Source organism: Pseudonocardia sp. Ae331_Ps2, assembly GCF_001932405.1.
In the GTDB taxonomy this organism is placed as follows: Bacteria; Actinomycetota; Actinomycetes; order Mycobacteriales; family Pseudonocardiaceae; genus Pseudonocardia.
On sequence record NZ_MCIM01000001.1, the window covers coordinates 609974 to 627180 of the forward strand.

The window sequence follows — 17207 nt, forward strand, 5'->3', positions numbered from 1 at the left end:
GTGCACCAGGACCTACAGCTGGGCTACCTCGTGCTCGAGGTGTCCGACCTCGACGCCTGGTCGGAGTTCACGACGAGGACCCTCGGCATGTCCGTCGACGGCGCTCCCTCCGAGGACGCCCTGCGGGTGCGGATGGACGAGCTCCAGCAGCGCTTCCTCGTCCGGCGGGGACCCGCCGACGACGTCGTCGCCGTCGGGCTGACGGCCCTCAACGGCCAGGTGCTGCAGCAGATCCTCGACCGGGTGACGGCCGCCGGTGTGCCCGTGCGCGAGTGCGACGAGCAGGAGGCGCGAGACCGGCGGGTCAAGCGGCTGTACACCTTCACCGCGCCGGGCGGGATCACCGTCGAGCTCGTGAGCGCGCCGTACCACTCCCGGGACCCCCTGGCCGCCCCGCTGGTGCCCGGCGGGTTCCTCACCGGAGCGCAGGGGCTGGGGCACGCGGTCTTCATGGTCGACGATCTGGACGACGCGCTGAGGTTCTGGACGGGGGTGCTGCCGTTCCGCGTGTCCGACACGTCGGGGCAGGAGACCCCCAACGGCGTCTCCCACGCCGCCTTCCTGCACTGCAACCGGCGACACCACAGCATCGCACTCGTGCAGCGCCCTGCCCGCTCCACCTACCCGAAGAAGCTGCTGCACTTCATGGTCCAGGCCAACTCCCTCGACGCCGTGGGCATGGCGTTCGACCGTGCGATCGACGCGGACCTGACGATCAACCGGAGCCTCGGGCGCCATCCCAACGATCGGATGTTCTCCTTCTACGCGACGACTCCGAGCGGATTCGACTACGAGTTCGGGTGGGGCGCCGTCGAGGTCGGCGAGGACTGGGCGGAGGACCACTACGACCACATCAGCGCCTGGGGTCACCGTCCGTTGCCCCGGCCGGTCCGATGATCCGCTCGGCGCGACGCCGCGGCCCGCGGCGGCCGGACGGACGAGGGGCTCCCTGACAATGGCCCGTCGAGGAGGGGCCGAGACCCTCGGCCTGGACGTCTACCAACGCCTCCGCCGAGCCGTGCTCGACGGCAGGCTGCCGCCCGGGCACCGGCTCAAGCCCGCGGAGCTGCGGCAGGAGTTCGACGTCAGTGTGGGGGTCGTGCGGGAAGCGCTGACCCGGCTGACCGAGCAGCGTCTGGTGACCAGCTCGCACAACCAGGGTTTCCGGGTCGTGTCCCTGTCCCGCCGCGAGCTCGGCGACCTCACGGAGCTGCGCGTGGTCAACGAGAGCCTCGCCCTGCGGTTGGCGATCGAGCGCGGCGATCTGCGCTGGGAGTCCGAGGTGCTCGCCGCCCACCACCGCCTCACCCGCACCCCGCGCCGCGCGCCGGACAACCCCGATCTGATGACCGACGACTGGTCCGCGGCCCACCGGGCCTTCCACCACACACTCATCGCCGGGAGCGGGTTCCCCCTGCTCACCGACTTCTGCGAGCAGCTGTCGGACACGATGGAGCTGTACCGCCGCTGGAGCGCGCCGGCGTCGGGCGGGAAGCGGGACGTCGACGAGGAACACCGGCGCATCGTCGACGCGGCTCTCGCCCGGGACGTGCCGGCAGCGCTGGAGGCGCTCCGTGCCCACTACGAGACGACGACGGCCATCGTCCTGGCCAGCGGGTTGACCCCCGACCCGGGCGAGGCCGCGGAGACCAGCACCCAGGAACTCTGAGTACCGACGAGGACACCCATGTCGACGCTGCCAGGACTGTCCGACGACGAGCTGGACCACCACGATCCAGCGTTCGTCGCCGACCCGTGGCCCACCTACCAGCACCTGCGCCGCGACCGGCCGGTCAGCCACAGCAACCGCTACGGCGGCTTCTGGCTGATCACCCGCTACGACGACATCGTCGCCGCTGCCGCCGACTGGTCGAGGTTCACCTCCGCCGTCCCCGGCACCCTGCTCATCCCGTCGGGCATGCAGCGGTCGTTCGCGTTCCTCCCGCTCGAGTACGACCCGCCCGAGCACACCGTCTACCGGCAGCTCGTCGCCCCCGTGTTCTCCCCACGCCGCGTCAACGCCCTGACCGGTGAGATCCGCGGCCTGGCCGAGCAGCTGCTCGACCCCCTGCTGGCCGCAGGCGGCGGAGATCTGGCCACCGCCTTCGCCGCGCCGCTGACCAGCGGCGCACTGGCCCTGTTCATCGGTCTGCCGGACGAAGACAAGTCGCTCTGGGTCGACCTGGTGCGCCGCTCGTTCGAAGGCAGCGTGCGCGACCACGAGGACGCCGCCCGCGCCGGCGCCGAGTTCCGCGACTACATCGACGGGCTGATCGCCGCCCGGCGGGAGAACCGGTCCGACGACCTCATCAGCCTCCTGCTGGACAGCGAGGTCGAGGGCCGCAGGCTCACCGAGGACCAGATCCGCGGGTTCACCATGCTGGTGCTCGTCGCCGGACACGAGACCACGGCCGCCGCCCTGTCCTACTCCCTCTGGCACCTCGCCCGGCACCCCGCCGACCTCGAACGCCTCCGGGAGGATCGCGCGCTGGTCCCGTCGGCCGTGGAGGAGTTCCTGCGGCTCTCCTCCCCCGTCAGCATCTTCGCGCGCAACGCGGCGTCGGACACAGAGTTCCAGGGCTGCCCGATGTCCGCCGGGGAGGTCGTCGGCCTGTCCTTCTCCTCGGCGAACCGCGACGAGGACCGCTTCGACGCCCCGGAGACCTGTCGGCTCGACCGCCGCCCCAACCGGCACCTGGCCTTCGGCTCCGGCATCCACTGCTGCCTCGGCGCCCAGATGGCCCGTCGAGAGCTGTCGGTCGCCCTCGATGTCGTGTTGGACAGCGGGAGGTCGCTCGCCCTGGACGGCGAGGTGTGCCGGAAGGGGCGGGGCGACGCCCTCGCCCTCGCCAGCCTCCCGATCCGGTTCCACTGAGTCGTCCGCCGGGCGGCCGACCAGGAGAGGCGCGTCGCACCAGCGCGTCCGCCCCGGGTGTCACACTGTCCACATGAGTGCGAGCAGTGGCGCGCCCGGCAGCCCACCCACGCTCGATCTCGCCCGCACCCCGGGGCACCTCATCCGCAGGGCGCAGCGTGAGCACAATCTGCTCTGGGTCGAACACGTCGGTCCCGAACCGACCGGACCGCAGTTCGCCGTCCTGTCCGGCACGGCGCGGCGCCCCGGTCTCGACCAGAAGACCCTCGGGCAGCTGGCCTCGCTGGACAAGTCCACCACCACCGACATCGTGCGCCGCCTGGTGCGACGGGGATGGCTGACCGCGGGCCCCGATCCCGACGACCGCCGCCGCAAGGTGCTGCACCTGAGCCCACCCGCACGGGTGGCGTTGACCTCTCTGACCACCGCGGCCGCTCGGGTACAGCGCGACCTGCTGGCGCCCCTGAGCGCCGACCGCCGCCGCGAGCTGGTGACCGACCTGGCCCTCCTGGCCTACGAGGGCGACCCACCGCCGCGGGTCGAGGACGACGTCGCCGCCGGGCTGGATCTGGCGACCACCCCGGGACACCTGATCCGCCGTGCCCAGCAGGCCTACGTCGCGCGATGGACCCACACGTTCGGCGGCAGTCTCACCGGTCCTCAGTACGCCTTGCTCTGCGCCCTGGCCCACCACGAACCGGCCGACCAGTCCACGCTCGGCGAGGCCGCGGCACTCGACCGCACCTCGACCACGGAGATCGTCGAGCGACTGACCGCAGCCCGACTGGTCACCGCTGCGACCGACGTCCACGACCGGCGCCGCAAGGCCCTGCGGTTGTCACCGGCCGGGCGACGCGAGCTCCCCGACATCACGCGTCGTGCCGCCGACGTTCAGGCAGCTCTGTTCGACCTCCTCCCCGTGTCGTCCCGCGGACGCCTGCTCGACAACCTCGGCGCCGTCGCCTACAGGCGAGAGCCCTCGGGCCCCCCTTCCGCCGCCTGACCCCTCGGGCCCCGTTGACGACGCACCTCGACTGCCCTACCGTCCTCGATTAGGACGTACACGGAACATTTCGGCGACGCGGCCGAAGAATCGAGGCCCTCCATGTATCCCGACGAGTTCCCCCGCAACGCCTGGTACGTGGCAGCCCGTAGTGCCGAGATCGAGCAGGGCCGGATGCTGCCCCGGTTCCTGCTCGGTGACCCGGTCCTGCTGTATCGCACCCAGGACGGAACCCCCGTCGCGATGGTCGACCGCTGCGTGCACCGGCAGATGCCGCTGTCGCTGGGTCGCCTGCGTGGCGACAACGTGGAGTGCGGCTACCACGGCCTGACCTACACCCCGACCGGCGCCTGCGTGCGGATCCCCGGCTCCACCCGAGTCTCGGACAAGGTCCGGGTGCAGACCTTCCCCCTCGTCGAGGGCGACGGGCTGGTCTGGATCTGGATGGGCGACCCCGACCAGGCACGACCAGCGCAGATCCCCGACCACCACTGGTACACCGCCGACGGGTGGAGCACCGCAGCCGGAACCCTGCACATGGATGCCCGGGCACAGCTGCTCAACGAGAACCTGCTCGACCTGTCGCACCTGAGCTTCCTGCACCCGGAGTCCATCGGCTCCCCCGAGATCGCCGAACTGCCGATCACGACCACGTGGGACGACCACACCGTCACCGTGCGCCGCGAGATGGCCGGGGTCTCCTGCCCGCCGTTCTTCACCCGCGTGACCGGCATCGACTCCCCGATCGACCGCCAGCAGATCGCCGAGTTCTTCGCCACCGCCTTCCACATCACCACCACCACGGTGAAGCCCTCCGGAGACCCGGACGACTCCCGGATGTGCCGACAGAAGACCATGCACGCCATCACGCCCGAGACCCGCACCACGACCCACTACTTCTGGTCGGTCAGCCGCGACTACGCCGTCGGCGACGATTCGGTCACCGACTACACCCTCTCGGCCGTCGCCGGGGTCTTCGAGCAGGACATCGCTGCCTGCGAAGCGATCGAGCACATCATCGCCGCCTGGGAGCCGTCCTACCCGCTCGAGCTGAACATCAAGGTCGACGCCGGCCCGCTCCGGTCCCGCCGCATCCTGGAGAAGCTGCTCGCCGCCGAAGGCGCCGCCGCGGGCGCCCGTCCCCAGGACCGGTTCACCGACACCGCCACCCGCACCGCCGCCCGGGCCTGGACCGAGCGCGCCACGATCCTGTCGGGCTGAGCCGCACCCGCACGCACCTCGCCGTCCGCCCACGCACCACCTCACGCGCTCGACTCCACGCTTCGGCCGCACGCTGGCCATCTTTTACTACGTACACGGAAGGATTGAGCAGTGGCGCTCACCCCCACCGAGACCCGCGCAACCCGCGCACGACGGGTCGCCCGAGCGAGCTTCATCGGAACCGCGATCGAGTGGTACGACTTCTTCATCTACGCCACGGCGGCCGCGCTGGTCCTGGGCCCGCAGTTCTTCCCGTCGGCCTCCCCGCTGGCAGCAACCCTCGCCGCCTACTCGACGCTGGCGGTGGGGTTCATCGCGCGTCCGGTCGGCGGCATCATCATCGGGCACTTCGGCGACCGCGTCGGGCGCAAGCAGCTGCTGGTGTTCTCGCTGGTGCTGATGGGCGTCGCCACATTCCTCATCGGCGTCCTGCCGACCTACGCCACGATCGGCATCTGGGCGCCGATCCTGCTGGTCGTGCTGCGTTTCGCCCAGGGCGTGGGCGTCGGCGGCGAGTGGGGCGGCGCGGTGCTCATGGCCGTCGAGCACGCACCCCCCGGCAAGCGGACCCTCTACGGCTCGTTCCCGCAGATGGGCCTCCCGGCCGGCATCATCGCCGCGAACGTCGTGTTCCTGCTGCTCAGCCTGGCGATCTCGCCGGAGGCGTTCCTGGCGTGGGGGTGGCGCATCCCGTTCCTGATCTCCGCGGCCCTGGTCATGGTCGGGCTGCTCATCCGGCTGCGGATCAGCGAGTCGCCGGAGTTCGAGGCCGTGCGCACCCGCGGCGAGGTCGCCCGTCGACCGGTCGTCGAGGTGCTGCGCGACCACCCCCGCCGGCTGCTGCTGACCAGCGGCGCGAGCATCGCCGCGCCCGCGCTGGGCTACCTGGTGCTGGTCTATCTGCTCGGTTACGGCACGAGCACCCTGGAGCTGTCGCAGCCCACGATGCTGACGCTGATCGTCATCGGGAGCACGAGCTGGATGGCCGTGATCTGGGCGTCCGCGGTCCTCGCCGACCGGGTCGGCCGCAAGCCGGTCTTCCTCGTGGGTGCCGCGCTGGCCACGGTCTGGGCGGTCCCGTTCTTCCTGCTGATCGACACCGCACAGCCCGTGCTGATGGCGGTCGGCATCGTCGTGGCCACCTCGTCCATCGCTGCGATGGCCGGACCGCAGGCCGCGTTGATCGCCGACGTGTTCCCGGCCCGGGTGCGCTACAGCGGAACCTCGACGGCGTACCAGGTCGGCAGCGTGCTCGGCGGCGCGATCGCCCCACTGGCCGCGACGGCGCTGTTCGCCACCTACGACTCCTCCCTGCCCATCGCCGTCTACATGGCCGCCATGGGGCTCGTCACCCTGCTCTCGATGGCAGCGCTCGCCGTTCCCACCACACCGGAGTTCACCACCGCCCCCGAGTCCACCGAGGCTCCGAACACGACCCCGGAGGTCGCCACATGAGCACCCGCCGGTTCTCCCACTCCGACCCCGAGCTCGACGAGCTCTACAGCGATCTGAGTACCGAACACCTCCAGCCGCTGTGGGAGCTCAAGGGTCTGCTCACCCCGACACCGACCGTGGCGTCGGTCCCCCACCGGTGGTCGGCCGCGCAGCTCCGCAGCCTCGGCGAGCGCTCCGGCCAGCTGGTCGGGATCGACCGCGGCGGGGACCGGCGTGTGCTGGCCTGTGCCAATCCCGGGCTCGGCGGGGCGCCCTACGCGGTCAGCTCGCTGTGGGCGGCGGTGCAGTACCTGGGTCCACGCGAGGTCGCCCCGGCGCATCGGCACACCCCTGCAGCCTTGCGGTTCATCCTGGAGGGCTCCGGTGTGTGGACCCTCGTGGACGGGGATCCGCTGGCGATGTCGGCCGGAGACCTCGTGCTGACACCGAGCTGGACCTTCCACGAACATCACAATCCCAGCGACGAGCCGATGCTGTGGATGGACGTCCTGGACCTGCCGATGGTCGCTGCACTGGAGGCGGTGTTCTTCGAGGAAGGTCCCTCGGAAGACGTCGAACGCCTCACCGATCCCGTGTCGCGGTCGGAACGTTCCTACGGCGCGCCCGGTCTGCTTCCACCGCCGGCAGAGCGCACGACCCCCACGAGACACTCACCGCTTCTGGCCTACCGGTGGGCCGACACCGACCGCGCGCTGGCACGACGTCTCGACGTCACCGGTGCAGGGGCGGCCACGATGACCTACGTCGACCCCACCACCGGCCGTGACGTCATGCCCACCATGCGCTGCGAGGCCCACCGCGTCGTCGAGGGGGCTTCCTCACCGAGGATCCGCCAGACGGGCTCCCGGGTGCTGACCGTGTTTCACGGCAGCGGGGTCGCCGAGGTCGGTGAGCAGCGCTTCGACCTCGGCCCCGGAGACATCCTGGCCATCCCGTCCTGGGTGCCCTGGAGCCTGCACGCCCACGAGCGCATCGACGCGTTCTCCACCAGCGACGCTCCCGTGCTCCATGCACTCGGGCTCTACCGCGAACAGGAGCAGCCATGACTGCGATCGGACCGTCCACCACGTCGCCGCGGCCCCCGAAGGAGGTCGACACGCTCGTGGTCGGTGGCGGCATCGGCGGCCTCGCCACCGCGCTCGCGATCGCCCGCGGCGGTCGAGCGGTCCACCTGCTCGAGCAGGCTTCCGAGTTCGCCGAGGTGGGGGCCGGCCTGCAGCTCGGGGCGAACGCCACCCGCGTGATGCACCGGCTCGGGGTCCTCGACGCCGTCGAGGCGGTCGCGGTACACCCCGAACGCGCCGTGATGCGCGATGCCGTGACCGGCGAACGGCTCACCGGGCTGACCCTGGGAGAGACCTACAGGTCCCGCTACGGCTTCCCCTACCTGGTCATGCACCGCAGTGACCTGCTGCAGATCCTGCTCGACGCCTGCCGTGCCGAACCCCGGGTCACGCTGGAGAACGATCGGACCGTCCGCGACGCCGTCCCCGGCGACGACGACGTGCTGGTCACGTGCGAGGACTCGAGCAGCTACCGCGCCCGCGCGGTGCTCGCGGCCGACGGTCTGCACTCGCGGCTACGTCGTCTGTTCGTCGACGACGAACCGGTCTGCTCCGGGTACGTGGCCTACCGCGGGACCATGCCCATCGGCGACGTCGCCACCGACGTCGACGCCAACGACATCGTGCTCTGGGTGGGGCCGCGGCTGCACCTCATGCAGTACCCGGTCCGCGCCGGCGCCCTCTACAACCAGGTCGCGGTCTTCCACAGCGACAGCTTCGCCGCGGGAGTCCCCGACACCGAGTGGGGCACCCCCCAGGAGCTCGACGCGGCGTACGCGGAGACCACGGACGCGGTGCGGCTCAGCGCCGCCTCGGTCTCGCGAGCCCGACACTGGCCGCTGTTCGACCGCGAACCGCTCGACCACATCGCCGCCGGGCGGATCGCACTCCTCGGCGACGCCGCACACCCGATGCTGCAGGTGCTGGGTCAGGGCGCTTGCCAGGCGTTGGAGGACGCCGACACCGTGGCCACCTGCCTGAGCGAACACTCCGACGACGTGGAGAAGGCCCTGGCCGCCTACGAACAGAAGCGGTTGGCCCGGGTGACCACCTGCCAGCGTCGGGCCCGCCCGTGGGCAGACATGTGGCACCTCACCGACCCGGTCGCGCTCTCCCTGCGCAACCGCGTCCTGCGCGACCGCACCGACGACGACTACCGCGACGTCGACTGGCTCTACCTCCAACAGCCCGACCCCGGACTCGTCCCGTCCTGACCCGCCCACCCGTCTCCCTCCCGATCGGAGAGCCTCCGTGAAGCTCTGCTCCGTACTCGACGCCACCGGCACGACCCGCCTCGGACTGGCCCACCAGGGCGTCACCCTCGACGTCACCGACCAGGTCCCCGCAGGGCCCGGCAGTCCGCTGCGGCGGCTCCTCGACGCCGGGACCGACCCGGCCTCGCTGCGCCCCAGCGGTCCGGAGCTGGACCCCACCCGGCTGCTCGCCCCCGTGCCGGACCCGAGCAAGATCGTTGCTGCGCCGGTCAACTACGTCGACCACCAGGTCGAGATGAGCCAGGCCTCCCACATCGACTCCCTCGGGGTCTTCCTCAAGGCGCCGAGCTCCCTGATCGGCCACGACGGCCTGATCGAGCTGCCCTACCACGACCGCCGCTTCGACCAGGAGGGCGAGCTCGCGGTGGTCATCGGACGCCGGGCCTCGCACGTCCCGGTCGACGACGCCGATGAGCACATCGCCGGATACACCTGCCTGCTGGACATGACCATGCGCGGTGGGGAGGACCGTTCGGTGCGCAAGAGCTTCGACACGTTCACACCGTGCGGGCCGTACCTCGTCACGCCCGACGAGGTCGGAGACCTCGACGAGCTGGAACTGCACACCTGGGTCAACGGCACGCTGCGCCAACGCGCCGACCTCGCCGATCTCATCTGGGGTGTCCCCGCGCTCATCGCCTACGTCAGCTCGGTGATGGTCCTCGAACCGGGCGACATCGTCTCCACCGGCACCCCGGCCGGAGTCGGGCAGGTCCACGACGGCGACGTCGTCACGGTCGAGATCACCCGCGTCGGGCGGCTGAGCGCCACCGTGACCGACAAGGGGGCGGTCGCCTGCCCCACCCTCGGCCGCGACTCGGGCCCCACGCCACCGACCGAACTCACCCCGGTCCAGGAGCGTCCCACCCGCTGAGCACCACGGCAGCCGTCCGACGGCCCGGAGCTCCAGGACCACGACCGACGACCCCGCAACGAGGAGACATGCGCGAGCCCCTCGATCCGGGAGCCCGCGGGACCCGCTGCTCCGACGGCAGGCCCGGCGCCGCCGGATCGGTCCCGCTCGGCCGCGGCGCCGAGGTGGGCGCTGCCCGCCATCCCCCACTCGACCGCGAACGGAGGCCCCGTAGTGGCACCCCCCGGTGAGCACACCACCCTGACCCTGGAGGTCACCGCACGCGACGAGGGCGCACACGGCGTCGCCGTCCTGACCCTGCAACGCCCCGACCGTTCGGACCTGCCCTCCTGGGAGGCCGGCGCCCACATCGACCTGCTGCTGCAGCCGGATCTGATCCGTCAGTACTCACTGTGCGGGCCGGTCCGGCAGACCGACCGGTGGCGGATCGCGGTGCTCCTCGATCCCGACGGGCGCGGCGGCTCCCGGTTCGTCCACGACGAACTGAAGCCGGGCAGCAGGATCGAGGTGCGCGGCCCTCGCAACAACTTCGCCCTCCTGCCCGCCCCGCGCTACGTCTTCATCGCCGGCGGGATCGGCATCACCCCGATCCTGCCGATGGTGGCCGCAGCCCGGGCCGCTGACGCGGCCGTCGAGTTGCACTACGGCGGACGGTCGCGCGCCTCGATGGCGTTCCTGCACGAGCTACGGGAACGCACCGGGGTTTCGGTCGCGCTGCATCCTCAGGACGAGGTCGGTCCGATCGATCTGACAGCGATCCTCGGCACTCCGAGGACCGACACGCTCGTCTACGCCTGCGGGCCCGCGTCCCTGCTCGCTGCGGTGGAAGCCCGCTGCGCGGCGTGGCCCGCCGGCGTCCTGCACGTCGAACGGTTCGCTCCGAAGCACGTCGTCGACCCGGCCGGGTCCGGACCGGGCGAGTCCTTCGAGGTGGAGCTGGCAACGAGCGGCATCACCCTCACCGTCCCGCCCGACCGGTCCGTCCTCGACGTCGTCGAGCAGGCAGGCGTCCAGGTCATGTACTCCTGTCGCGAGGGAACGTGCGGCACCTGCAAGACACCGGTCCTCGCCGGCGAGGTCGACCACCGGGACTCCCTCCTGTCGCCGGAGGAGCAGGAGGCCAACGACGTCATGTTCCCCTGCGTCTCACGATCCGCGTGCCGCCGCCTGGTCCTCGACCTCTGAACAGTGCTCGTCACCGGCGCCGCACGGGTGGCGAGACGGGCGCTCACGCGGCCGGCCGCGGTTCCTCGATGAACTCGACCGTGGTCCCGTCCGGGGCGCGGACGTAGACGAACCGGGTTCCCGCACGCGGCCCATCAGCCATCTCCCGCGGCCGCCCCGGGGCGGCCCATCCACCCTCCGCAACACGAGCGAGCAAGGCGTCGAGGTCCTCGACCACGAACGCGAGGTGCATCGCACCAGGGGTGTCCGGGCCCGGGGCGTGGTCCGTCGCGGGCCCCGGACGGACGTACTCCAGCAGCTCGAGGCGATGCCCGGGCAACGGGATGATCGCGGTCCGGATGTCGGCACCGGGCACCCCGACGACGTCCTCGGCGAAGGTCCCCGTGAGGTGGGCACGTCGCTCCACCTCGACGCCGAGGACGTCGCACCAGAACGCCACAGCCCGGTCCAGATCGGACACCGTGATCCCGGTGTGGTCGGTCCTGCGCAGTTCGAAGCTCACCGATCCATCATCCGCGCGGCGGCCGCCGCCGGCCAGGCGGCGCTCTCCGGCACCGACCAGGGCGGTAGACGGCATTCACTCATCTCGTCACGCGCCTCGGTCTCGGTCGTGGGGGGGGTTCGGTGAACCCATCTCGGCCGCGACCGCCAGGAGGACGGCGCCGGCACCGGCCAGGGCGAGGATGCTGAAGGGCTCTCCGAGCACGGTGATCCCGATCAGGTAGGCCACGAGCGGTACCGCGTAGGCGTAGGTGCTGACGAGCCCGATGGGTGCCCGTCGCAGCAGCCAGTTGTAGAGCGCGAACCCGGCCGACGAGTCGACGACGATGAGGTAGCCGAGGGCCACCCAGGACGCGATGGACACGTCGTCCGGTGCGAACGTCGACAGCTCCCCCGAGGCCAGCCCCGTGCCGACGAGTGCTGCACCACCGGTGATGAGCTGGATCGTGGTCGCGTCGCGGGGCGAGGGCAGCATCGTCGAACGGGAGGCCCACAGCGTGGCCGCGGCCCAGGACAGCGAGGCTGCGACGACCAGAAGTAGCCAGACCGACCATGGGTCGCCCTGTGCCGGGCGTACCGCGAACAGGACTGCCACTACTCCGACGAGTCCCACGACGACCTGGCCCGCCGCCGCGAGCCCCGGCCGATCGCCGAGAACGGCCCGGAACAGCACGACCCACAGCGGGACGGCGGCGACGATGAGCGCGGCGGTGCTGGCATAGACGTGTTGCTCTGCGACGGCCACGGCGCCCTGGGCTCCGAGCAGGCCGATACCGACGCCTGCGGCGACCACCGACGGCCCGAGCCGGGCCCGACGGATGGTGGACGGGAACGCGATGGCCAGCCCGAGGCCCGCCGTCAGGAAGATCGACCCCGTGCCGAGCAGCGGCGGAAGGGTGTCGACCATGATCCGGATCGCCGGGAACGACGACCCCCAGCACAGCCACAGCACCACCAGGCCGACCAGAACACGGGGGCTGGTGGTCGAATTGCCGTCGGTCAGCACATACGCATACGACCCGAGCAGTGAGTATGAGTCCAACAACTTCTTCGAACACCGCTCATGAGCTGTCAGCATGACGCGGTGGATCTGACCCTTGTGAACCTTCGATGCCTGCTCGCCATTGCCGACCGCGGCAGCTTCACCGGCGCGGCAGCAGCTGTCGGGCTCACACAGTCAGCAGTGAGCCGGAACATCGCCACGCTTGAGCGCCACCTCGGTCATGCCCTCGTCGCCCGCCGCCCGGACGGGGCAGCGTTGACGGCGATCGGGACCCGCGTCGTCGAACACGGCCGTCGCGCAGTCGAGCACATCAGGGCCATCGAGGATCTGCGAGAGCAGCCCGTCCCAGCGACGATCCGTGTGGGGGCCGTGCACAGTGCAGCGCTCCACCTCGTCCCGGAGGCAGCCCGCCAGTTCCGGACCCTTCATCCGGATGCAGAGGTCCTCATCGCTCGGGGCGATGACGACGAACTGCTGAGCTGGCTCGATGCAAGGACGATCCACGTCGCGGTGACGACGCGGCCCACCACACCGGACCGCACCTGCTCGTCAGCCGCGGACGAGTTCCTGGCCGTCCTGCCGCGAACACACCCGCTCGCCCGAGCCACGGAGGTTCGTCTGGACGATCTCGTCGCGGCCGGCGTCGCCGATCCCGGCGGCACATGCGGACCGCAACTGGAAGAGGCCTACGCGGAACACGGGGAACGGTGGGCGCCGGCGCACACCGTCCGCGACCTCGAAACCATGTTCGCCATGGTCGCGGCGGGAATCACGGTCGGTGTCGCCCCCGCCGTCGCCGTACCTCACGACATGCCGACGAGCGTCGTGGCACGCTCACTCGAGCCCCGGATATCACGTCAGCTGTTCGTCAGCACCGGGCCGACGCATCCCCTCGGCCCCTCGTTGACGAGCGCCTTGATCGCGATACTGCACCGCAGGTCCTGAGCTGAGCAGGGGCGCCCGCATCACCGGGGAGCGGGAGGCGCGGAACCCGGACTTCTCGTACATCCGACGCCCGTCCTCGGTAGCGAGCAGCTCCGCACGGCCGGCACCGACGGTGCGACTCCAGGCGAACACGGCGTCGAACGCTGCGCGGCCGTGCCCCCGCCCTCGGGCCCCGGGATCGGTGCACACGTTGCAGACCAGCACGTCGCCGCCGGGCGAGTGCGGAGACGGGGGTGCTTCCCGGAGGATGCCCATCGCGGTCGCGACGACCGCACCGTCCACCTCGACGACCATGATGCAGACCCGCGGGTCGTCCAGCCGCCGCGTGAACCACTCCGCCGCCGCGGCCTGCCAGTCGGTGGCATCGTGCTGCGGGACCTCCATCGCCCGGAACATCTCCGCACGAAGCCGCACGACGTCCTCGACGTCGCGTGCCTCCGCCCTGCGGATCCGTCGGGAGCCCACACCGTCGAGCGTAACGGCCGCTCAGGTGTCCAGGAGGTCGGGCGCGAAGACCTCGTCGACGGTGAAGCGGTGTGCGGACAGTCCCTGCTCGTGCTGGTAGCGCAGGAACGTGTCGAGGGCCGCGCGGTTCGCGGCGATCCCGTAGGGCCACCAGTCCTCGCCCATGAGGGCGACGTCGTCCTCGGCCAGCCGGCTCGCCCAGGGCAGCATGGTGTGCACCTGGTAGAGCCGTCGTCCCGCGCCGAGATAGTGGTCCCGGGCGAGGTTCTTGGCGTCGAGGAAGCCCTGGTAGGCGGCGCGGGCGAGGTCGGGGTGCGCGGCGAGGCTGTCGGTACGCACGACGACCGCGTGCATCATCGGGAACAGCCCGGTGCGCCGGTACCAGTCCTGCTCGACCGGGACGTAGTCCTCGAAGAGCCGCCGCACCCCGGGCCCGGCATGGCTCGCGGGCACGTTCGCGCTGAACAGCGCGTCGATCTCACCGGCGGCGAGCAGGTCACCGAGAGCCCTCTCGGACTCCGCGACGATCTCGACGCCCTCGGGTCGGCGTTGCGGGACGAAGTCGAAGGGTGCCATCGGGGTGTCCAGCCCGCCGATCACCCAGCGGTTGCGCCTCGGGTCGAACCCGTACTCGTCGGCCAGGATCCCCTTGGCCCACACCCCGGAGTCCTGCGAGTACATCCCGAACTCGCCGATCGTGCGCCCGACCAGGTCGGCCGGGGTCTCGATGCCCGATCCGGTGTGGACGTAGACGCAGGAGTGCCGGAACACCCGGTTGGGGAACGCCGGGACCGCGACGAAGGCTCCCGGCTCCTCCTCGAGCACCCGCAGCAGGAATCCGAGACCGAGCTCGGCGATGTCGAACTCGCGGTCGCGGATCATCCGGGCGAACACCTCGGGAACGACCGACCCGCTCCGCATCTCGATGTCGTACCCCGGGAGGCTCGCGGTGCCGTCGAACAGGGCGGCGGTCGTGTCGTAGCGCATGGACCCGACGATGATCATGCCTTCACGATGCGCCGCCGTGCCGCCCACGTCCAAGACAGTCTTGCGCTGGGATCCATAGCGATTGATGCTCGGTGCCGTGGAGCTGCGGCAACTCGTGTACTTCGAGGCCGTCGTGCGGTGCGGCGGGTTCACCCGGGCCGCCCACGACCTCCGCGTGGCGCAGCCGGCGATCTCCGCCCAGGTGCGACGGCTCGAGTCGGAGCTGGGCGTCACTCTGCTCGCGCGCACCACCCGACGGGTGACGCCGACCGAGGCGGGCGAGCTGTTGCTGGTGCGGGCCCGGCGGGTCCTCGCCGAGCTGGCCGCCGCACGCGACGAGGCCGCGCAGATGGCCGACGTCGTACGCGGCTCGGTCACGGTCGGGACCACCGGTGTGCTCGGTGGCCTCGACCTGCCCGCCGTGCTCTCCGGCTTCATCGGCCGGCATCCGGGCGTGACGGTCTCGTTGCGCACCGGGCTCATGGACGCCCTGCTCGACGACCTGGCCGCCGGAGCGGTGGACCTCGTGCTCGGCCCGGTCCATCCCGACCGGCCAGCGGGCATTCTCGTCACACCCCTGTCCGAGGACCGGCTCGTGCTCCTCACACCGCTGGACCGGGACGGCGGCGAGCTCACGGAGTTCGCCGGCGAGCCGTTCGTGTCCCTGCCGGTCGGCAGCGGGCTGCGGAAGCTCCTCGACGGCCTCGCCACCCGGCTCGGCGTGGACCTGCCGGTCCGTTTCGAGGCGTCATCGCCCGACGGGGTCCGCGACCTCGTCGCCGCCGGCCTCGGGGTCGCGCTGATGGCCGCCTCGGCCGTCGCGCGGCCGGGCCCCGCCGTCGGGGTGCACGAGGTGGTACCCGCAACCCCGCACCCCACGATCGGCGTGCTGTACGGCGCAACGACATCGCCGGCGGCGCGGGCGCTGCGCTCGTGGGTGATCCGGTCTGCGGGGCGGCCGCCGGGTGGGGAGCAGGCGAGCTGAGAGGACTCCGCCGGTGTCGTCGATGACCGTCCGTGGCGCGCCCCCTCCACCAGTTCATCGAGGCGCAGCTTTGTGTCCGGCACGGTCGGTCTCGTCCAGACGGCTCGTGTCGACCGATCGGCGGGGCGCTAGAAGACAGATCACTCCCAAGATCGAACGGTGGGCGCCACAACCGCCTATGCCACCTCCTGGTACGAACGCGGGACGGCAGCCCTTCCATGATCAGGGGTGGGCACCGTTTCCGCTGCTAGGACCCCCTGAGCGGGCGCCGGGAATCGAACCCGCGTGGCCAGTTCAGAAGGAAGTTCGCGGACTTCGTCCTTCACCTTCACCGAGGACAACCCGCGTCCGGCGCGCTCCTCGGTCATGGTGTCGTCGGTACTGGAGCTGCTGCCCTGCTGCCCCAGTGGGATGCCCGGCACACCAGGCGGGAGCACCTCATCGCCAGCCACCTCCTGCCGATCGCTCTTGTCAAGAGGTCTGAATCAAAGACGCATCTGCGACTGAACAGCAGTCTGCGCACCGCACCTGCGCCAACATCTTGCCCAGAGTCGATCTCGTACGTGTCTTGCATCACGCAAGCCGTCACACTATCGTGCATCGGTACTACCAAACCGGTAGCACCAATGGGCGGGACCTCGGTGGCGCACACGTCCCGAGCGCCCGTCTGGGAGGAGCCCGACGTCGTGCCCACCAAGACTCACGAAGACCAGCTGCAGTCAGTCGTGGATCGCCTGAGCGCTGCTGCGGAAGCTGACTACTACAACCCCTACAAGCGGTTCGCCTGGCCGGACAGGTTGGACGTGGATGGCTACTGGATGAGCCCTGAGCTGATGACAGTTCACGGCACGTCGGCAGCCCGCGAGCTGGACGAAAAGACCTTGCAAGAGATCTCGAAGTGGGAAAGTGGCCACTTCTACAGCCTCAATGAGGTGTTCTCAGTAGCGGGGTGGCAGGTCGTGGCGACACGCCGAGGGTGGTGAGATGAGCGGGAACGGGGCAGGACCCCGGTAGATCGGTTCGGTCCAGCACAGATCGACACCGTCACCGAGGTCCTGCATGTCTGATCCTGTCACCTACACCGCTGTCCTCCCGATCGGGGAGCGCACCGTGGCCTATCTGGCGCGGCTCCTGGTCCTTCAACGCCGTCGACGTGGCACCCGGCGGCGGGCGTTGACCCCGTTCGCCCAGGCAGTGCTGGTGATCCGCTGGTTCTGTGATGCTACCCGGGTCCGATGTTTGGCCGGTGACAACGCGATCAGCACTGCAACGGCCTACCGTTACCTGCACGAAGGCATCGACGTCCTCGCCGCGGCCGCACCCGGCCTGCACGGAGCCCTGCTCGCCGCCCGCACAGCCGGGCACACCCA

The 17207-nt window shown here is 70.8% G+C and carries 17 protein-coding genes and 1 pseudogene; 14 read left to right on the forward strand and 4 right to left on the reverse strand.

Features of this window, described 5'->3' with window-relative positions:
- From Ae331Ps2_RS03015 to Ae331Ps2_RS03060, 10 genes are all read left to right on the forward strand, one after another.
- Positions 1 to 897, forward strand: a complete 897-nt coding sequence (locus Ae331Ps2_RS03015; protein ID WP_083695170.1) for a VOC family protein — start codon at positions 1 to 3, stop codon at positions 895 to 897.
- A 58-nt stretch (positions 898 to 955) separates the two neighbouring features.
- Positions 956 to 1669 (forward strand): GntR family transcriptional regulator, encoded by a 714-nt coding sequence (locus Ae331Ps2_RS03020; protein WP_075310858.1) that lies wholly within the window; start codon positions 956 to 958, stop codon positions 1667 to 1669.
- Between the two features lie 18 nt (positions 1670 to 1687).
- Positions 1688 to 2875, forward strand: coding sequence for a cytochrome P450 (locus tag Ae331Ps2_RS03025; RefSeq protein WP_075310856.1), 1188 nt, complete (start codon positions 1688 to 1690; stop codon positions 2873 to 2875).
- Between the two features lie 73 nt (positions 2876 to 2948).
- Positions 2949 to 3878 (forward strand): MarR family winged helix-turn-helix transcriptional regulator, encoded by a 930-nt coding sequence (locus tag Ae331Ps2_RS03030; RefSeq protein ID WP_075310854.1) that lies wholly within the window; start codon positions 2949 to 2951, stop codon positions 3876 to 3878.
- A gap of 102 nt (positions 3879 to 3980) precedes the next feature.
- A complete protein-coding gene (locus Ae331Ps2_RS03035; protein WP_075310852.1) occupies positions 3981 to 5099 on the forward strand; it encodes an aromatic ring-hydroxylating dioxygenase subunit alpha in 1119 nt (372 codons plus the stop codon).
- 111 nt (positions 5100 to 5210) lie between these two features.
- Positions 5211 to 6554 carry an MFS transporter gene (locus Ae331Ps2_RS03040; protein WP_075310850.1) on the forward strand — a complete coding sequence of 448 codons (1344 nt, stop codon included), beginning with the start codon at positions 5211 to 5213 and terminating at the stop codon, positions 6552 to 6554.
- Positions 6551 to 7600, forward strand: coding sequence for a cupin domain-containing protein (locus Ae331Ps2_RS03045; RefSeq protein ID WP_075310848.1), 1050 nt, complete (start codon positions 6551 to 6553; stop codon positions 7598 to 7600). Before Ae331Ps2_RS03040 ends, Ae331Ps2_RS03045 begins: the two co-directional genes overlap by 4 nt.
- The gene (locus tag Ae331Ps2_RS03050; protein ID WP_075310846.1) at positions 7597 to 8832 is read left to right on the forward strand and encodes an FAD-dependent monooxygenase; all 1236 of its coding nucleotides are present in this window, start codon (positions 7597 to 7599) and stop codon (positions 8830 to 8832) included. The genes Ae331Ps2_RS03045 and Ae331Ps2_RS03050 overlap by 4 nt, the downstream gene beginning before the upstream one ends.
- A 37-nt stretch (positions 8833 to 8869) precedes the next feature.
- Positions 8870 to 9766 carry a fumarylacetoacetate hydrolase family protein gene (locus tag Ae331Ps2_RS03055; RefSeq protein ID WP_075310844.1) on the forward strand — a complete coding sequence of 299 codons (897 nt, stop codon included), beginning with the start codon at positions 8870 to 8872 and terminating at the stop codon, positions 9764 to 9766.
- A gap of 213 nt (positions 9767 to 9979) precedes the next feature.
- Complete coding sequence (locus tag Ae331Ps2_RS03060) at positions 9980 to 10951, forward strand: PDR/VanB family oxidoreductase (protein ID WP_075310842.1); 972 nt, start codon at positions 9980 to 9982, stop codon at positions 10949 to 10951.
- Between the two features lie 43 nt (positions 10952 to 10994).
- On the opposite strand, the gene Ae331Ps2_RS03065 is transcribed toward Ae331Ps2_RS03060, so the two are convergent.
- Together Ae331Ps2_RS03065 and Ae331Ps2_RS03070 are read right to left on the reverse strand one after the other, a co-directional pair.
- The gene (locus Ae331Ps2_RS03065; protein WP_170918311.1) at positions 10995 to 11453 is read right to left on the reverse strand and encodes a VOC family protein; all 459 of its coding nucleotides are present in this window, start codon (positions 11451 to 11453) and stop codon (positions 10995 to 10997) included.
- 87 nt (positions 11454 to 11540) lie between these two features.
- Positions 11541 to 12458, reverse strand: coding sequence for an EamA family transporter (locus tag Ae331Ps2_RS03070; RefSeq protein WP_254849655.1), 918 nt, complete (start codon positions 12456 to 12458; stop codon positions 11541 to 11543).
- Positions 12459 to 12536: 78 nt separating this feature from the next.
- Here Ae331Ps2_RS03070 and Ae331Ps2_RS03075 point away from each other — a divergent pair, with 78 nt between their 5' ends.
- Entirely contained in the window at positions 12537 to 13400 is an 864-nt protein-coding gene (locus Ae331Ps2_RS03075) for a LysR family transcriptional regulator (protein WP_075310840.1), read from the forward strand.
- Here the strand turns inward: Ae331Ps2_RS03075 and Ae331Ps2_RS34115 are convergent.
- Both Ae331Ps2_RS34115 and Ae331Ps2_RS03085 read right to left on the reverse strand, forming a co-directional pair.
- Positions 13308 to 13796 (reverse strand): GNAT family N-acetyltransferase, encoded by a 489-nt coding sequence (locus tag Ae331Ps2_RS34115; RefSeq protein ID WP_083696154.1) that lies wholly within the window; start codon positions 13794 to 13796, stop codon positions 13308 to 13310. The two genes, Ae331Ps2_RS03075 and Ae331Ps2_RS34115, sit on opposite strands and share 93 nt — an antisense overlap.
- A 90-nt stretch (positions 13797 to 13886) precedes the next feature.
- The gene (locus Ae331Ps2_RS03085) at positions 13887 to 14870 is read right to left on the reverse strand and encodes a 4,5-dihydroxyphthalate decarboxylase (protein WP_139318959.1); all 984 of its coding nucleotides are present in this window, start codon (positions 14868 to 14870) and stop codon (positions 13887 to 13889) included.
- A gap of 79 nt (positions 14871 to 14949) precedes the next feature.
- Between Ae331Ps2_RS03085 and Ae331Ps2_RS03090 the strand changes: the two genes are divergently transcribed.
- The 3 genes and pseudogenes from Ae331Ps2_RS03090 to Ae331Ps2_RS32985 form a co-directional block, all read left to right on the forward strand.
- The gene (locus Ae331Ps2_RS03090; RefSeq protein WP_075312934.1) at positions 14950 to 15837 is read left to right on the forward strand and encodes a LysR family transcriptional regulator; all 888 of its coding nucleotides are present in this window, start codon (positions 14950 to 14952) and stop codon (positions 15835 to 15837) included.
- A 686-nt stretch (positions 15838 to 16523) separates the two neighbouring features.
- Entirely contained in the window at positions 16524 to 16820 is a 297-nt protein-coding gene (locus tag Ae331Ps2_RS03095) for a diiron oxygenase (protein ID WP_139318958.1), read from the forward strand.
- 76 nt (positions 16821 to 16896) lie between these two features.
- Positions 16897 to 17207 (forward strand): annotated as a pseudogene (locus Ae331Ps2_RS32985) (IS5/IS1182 family transposase); the annotation flags it as partial.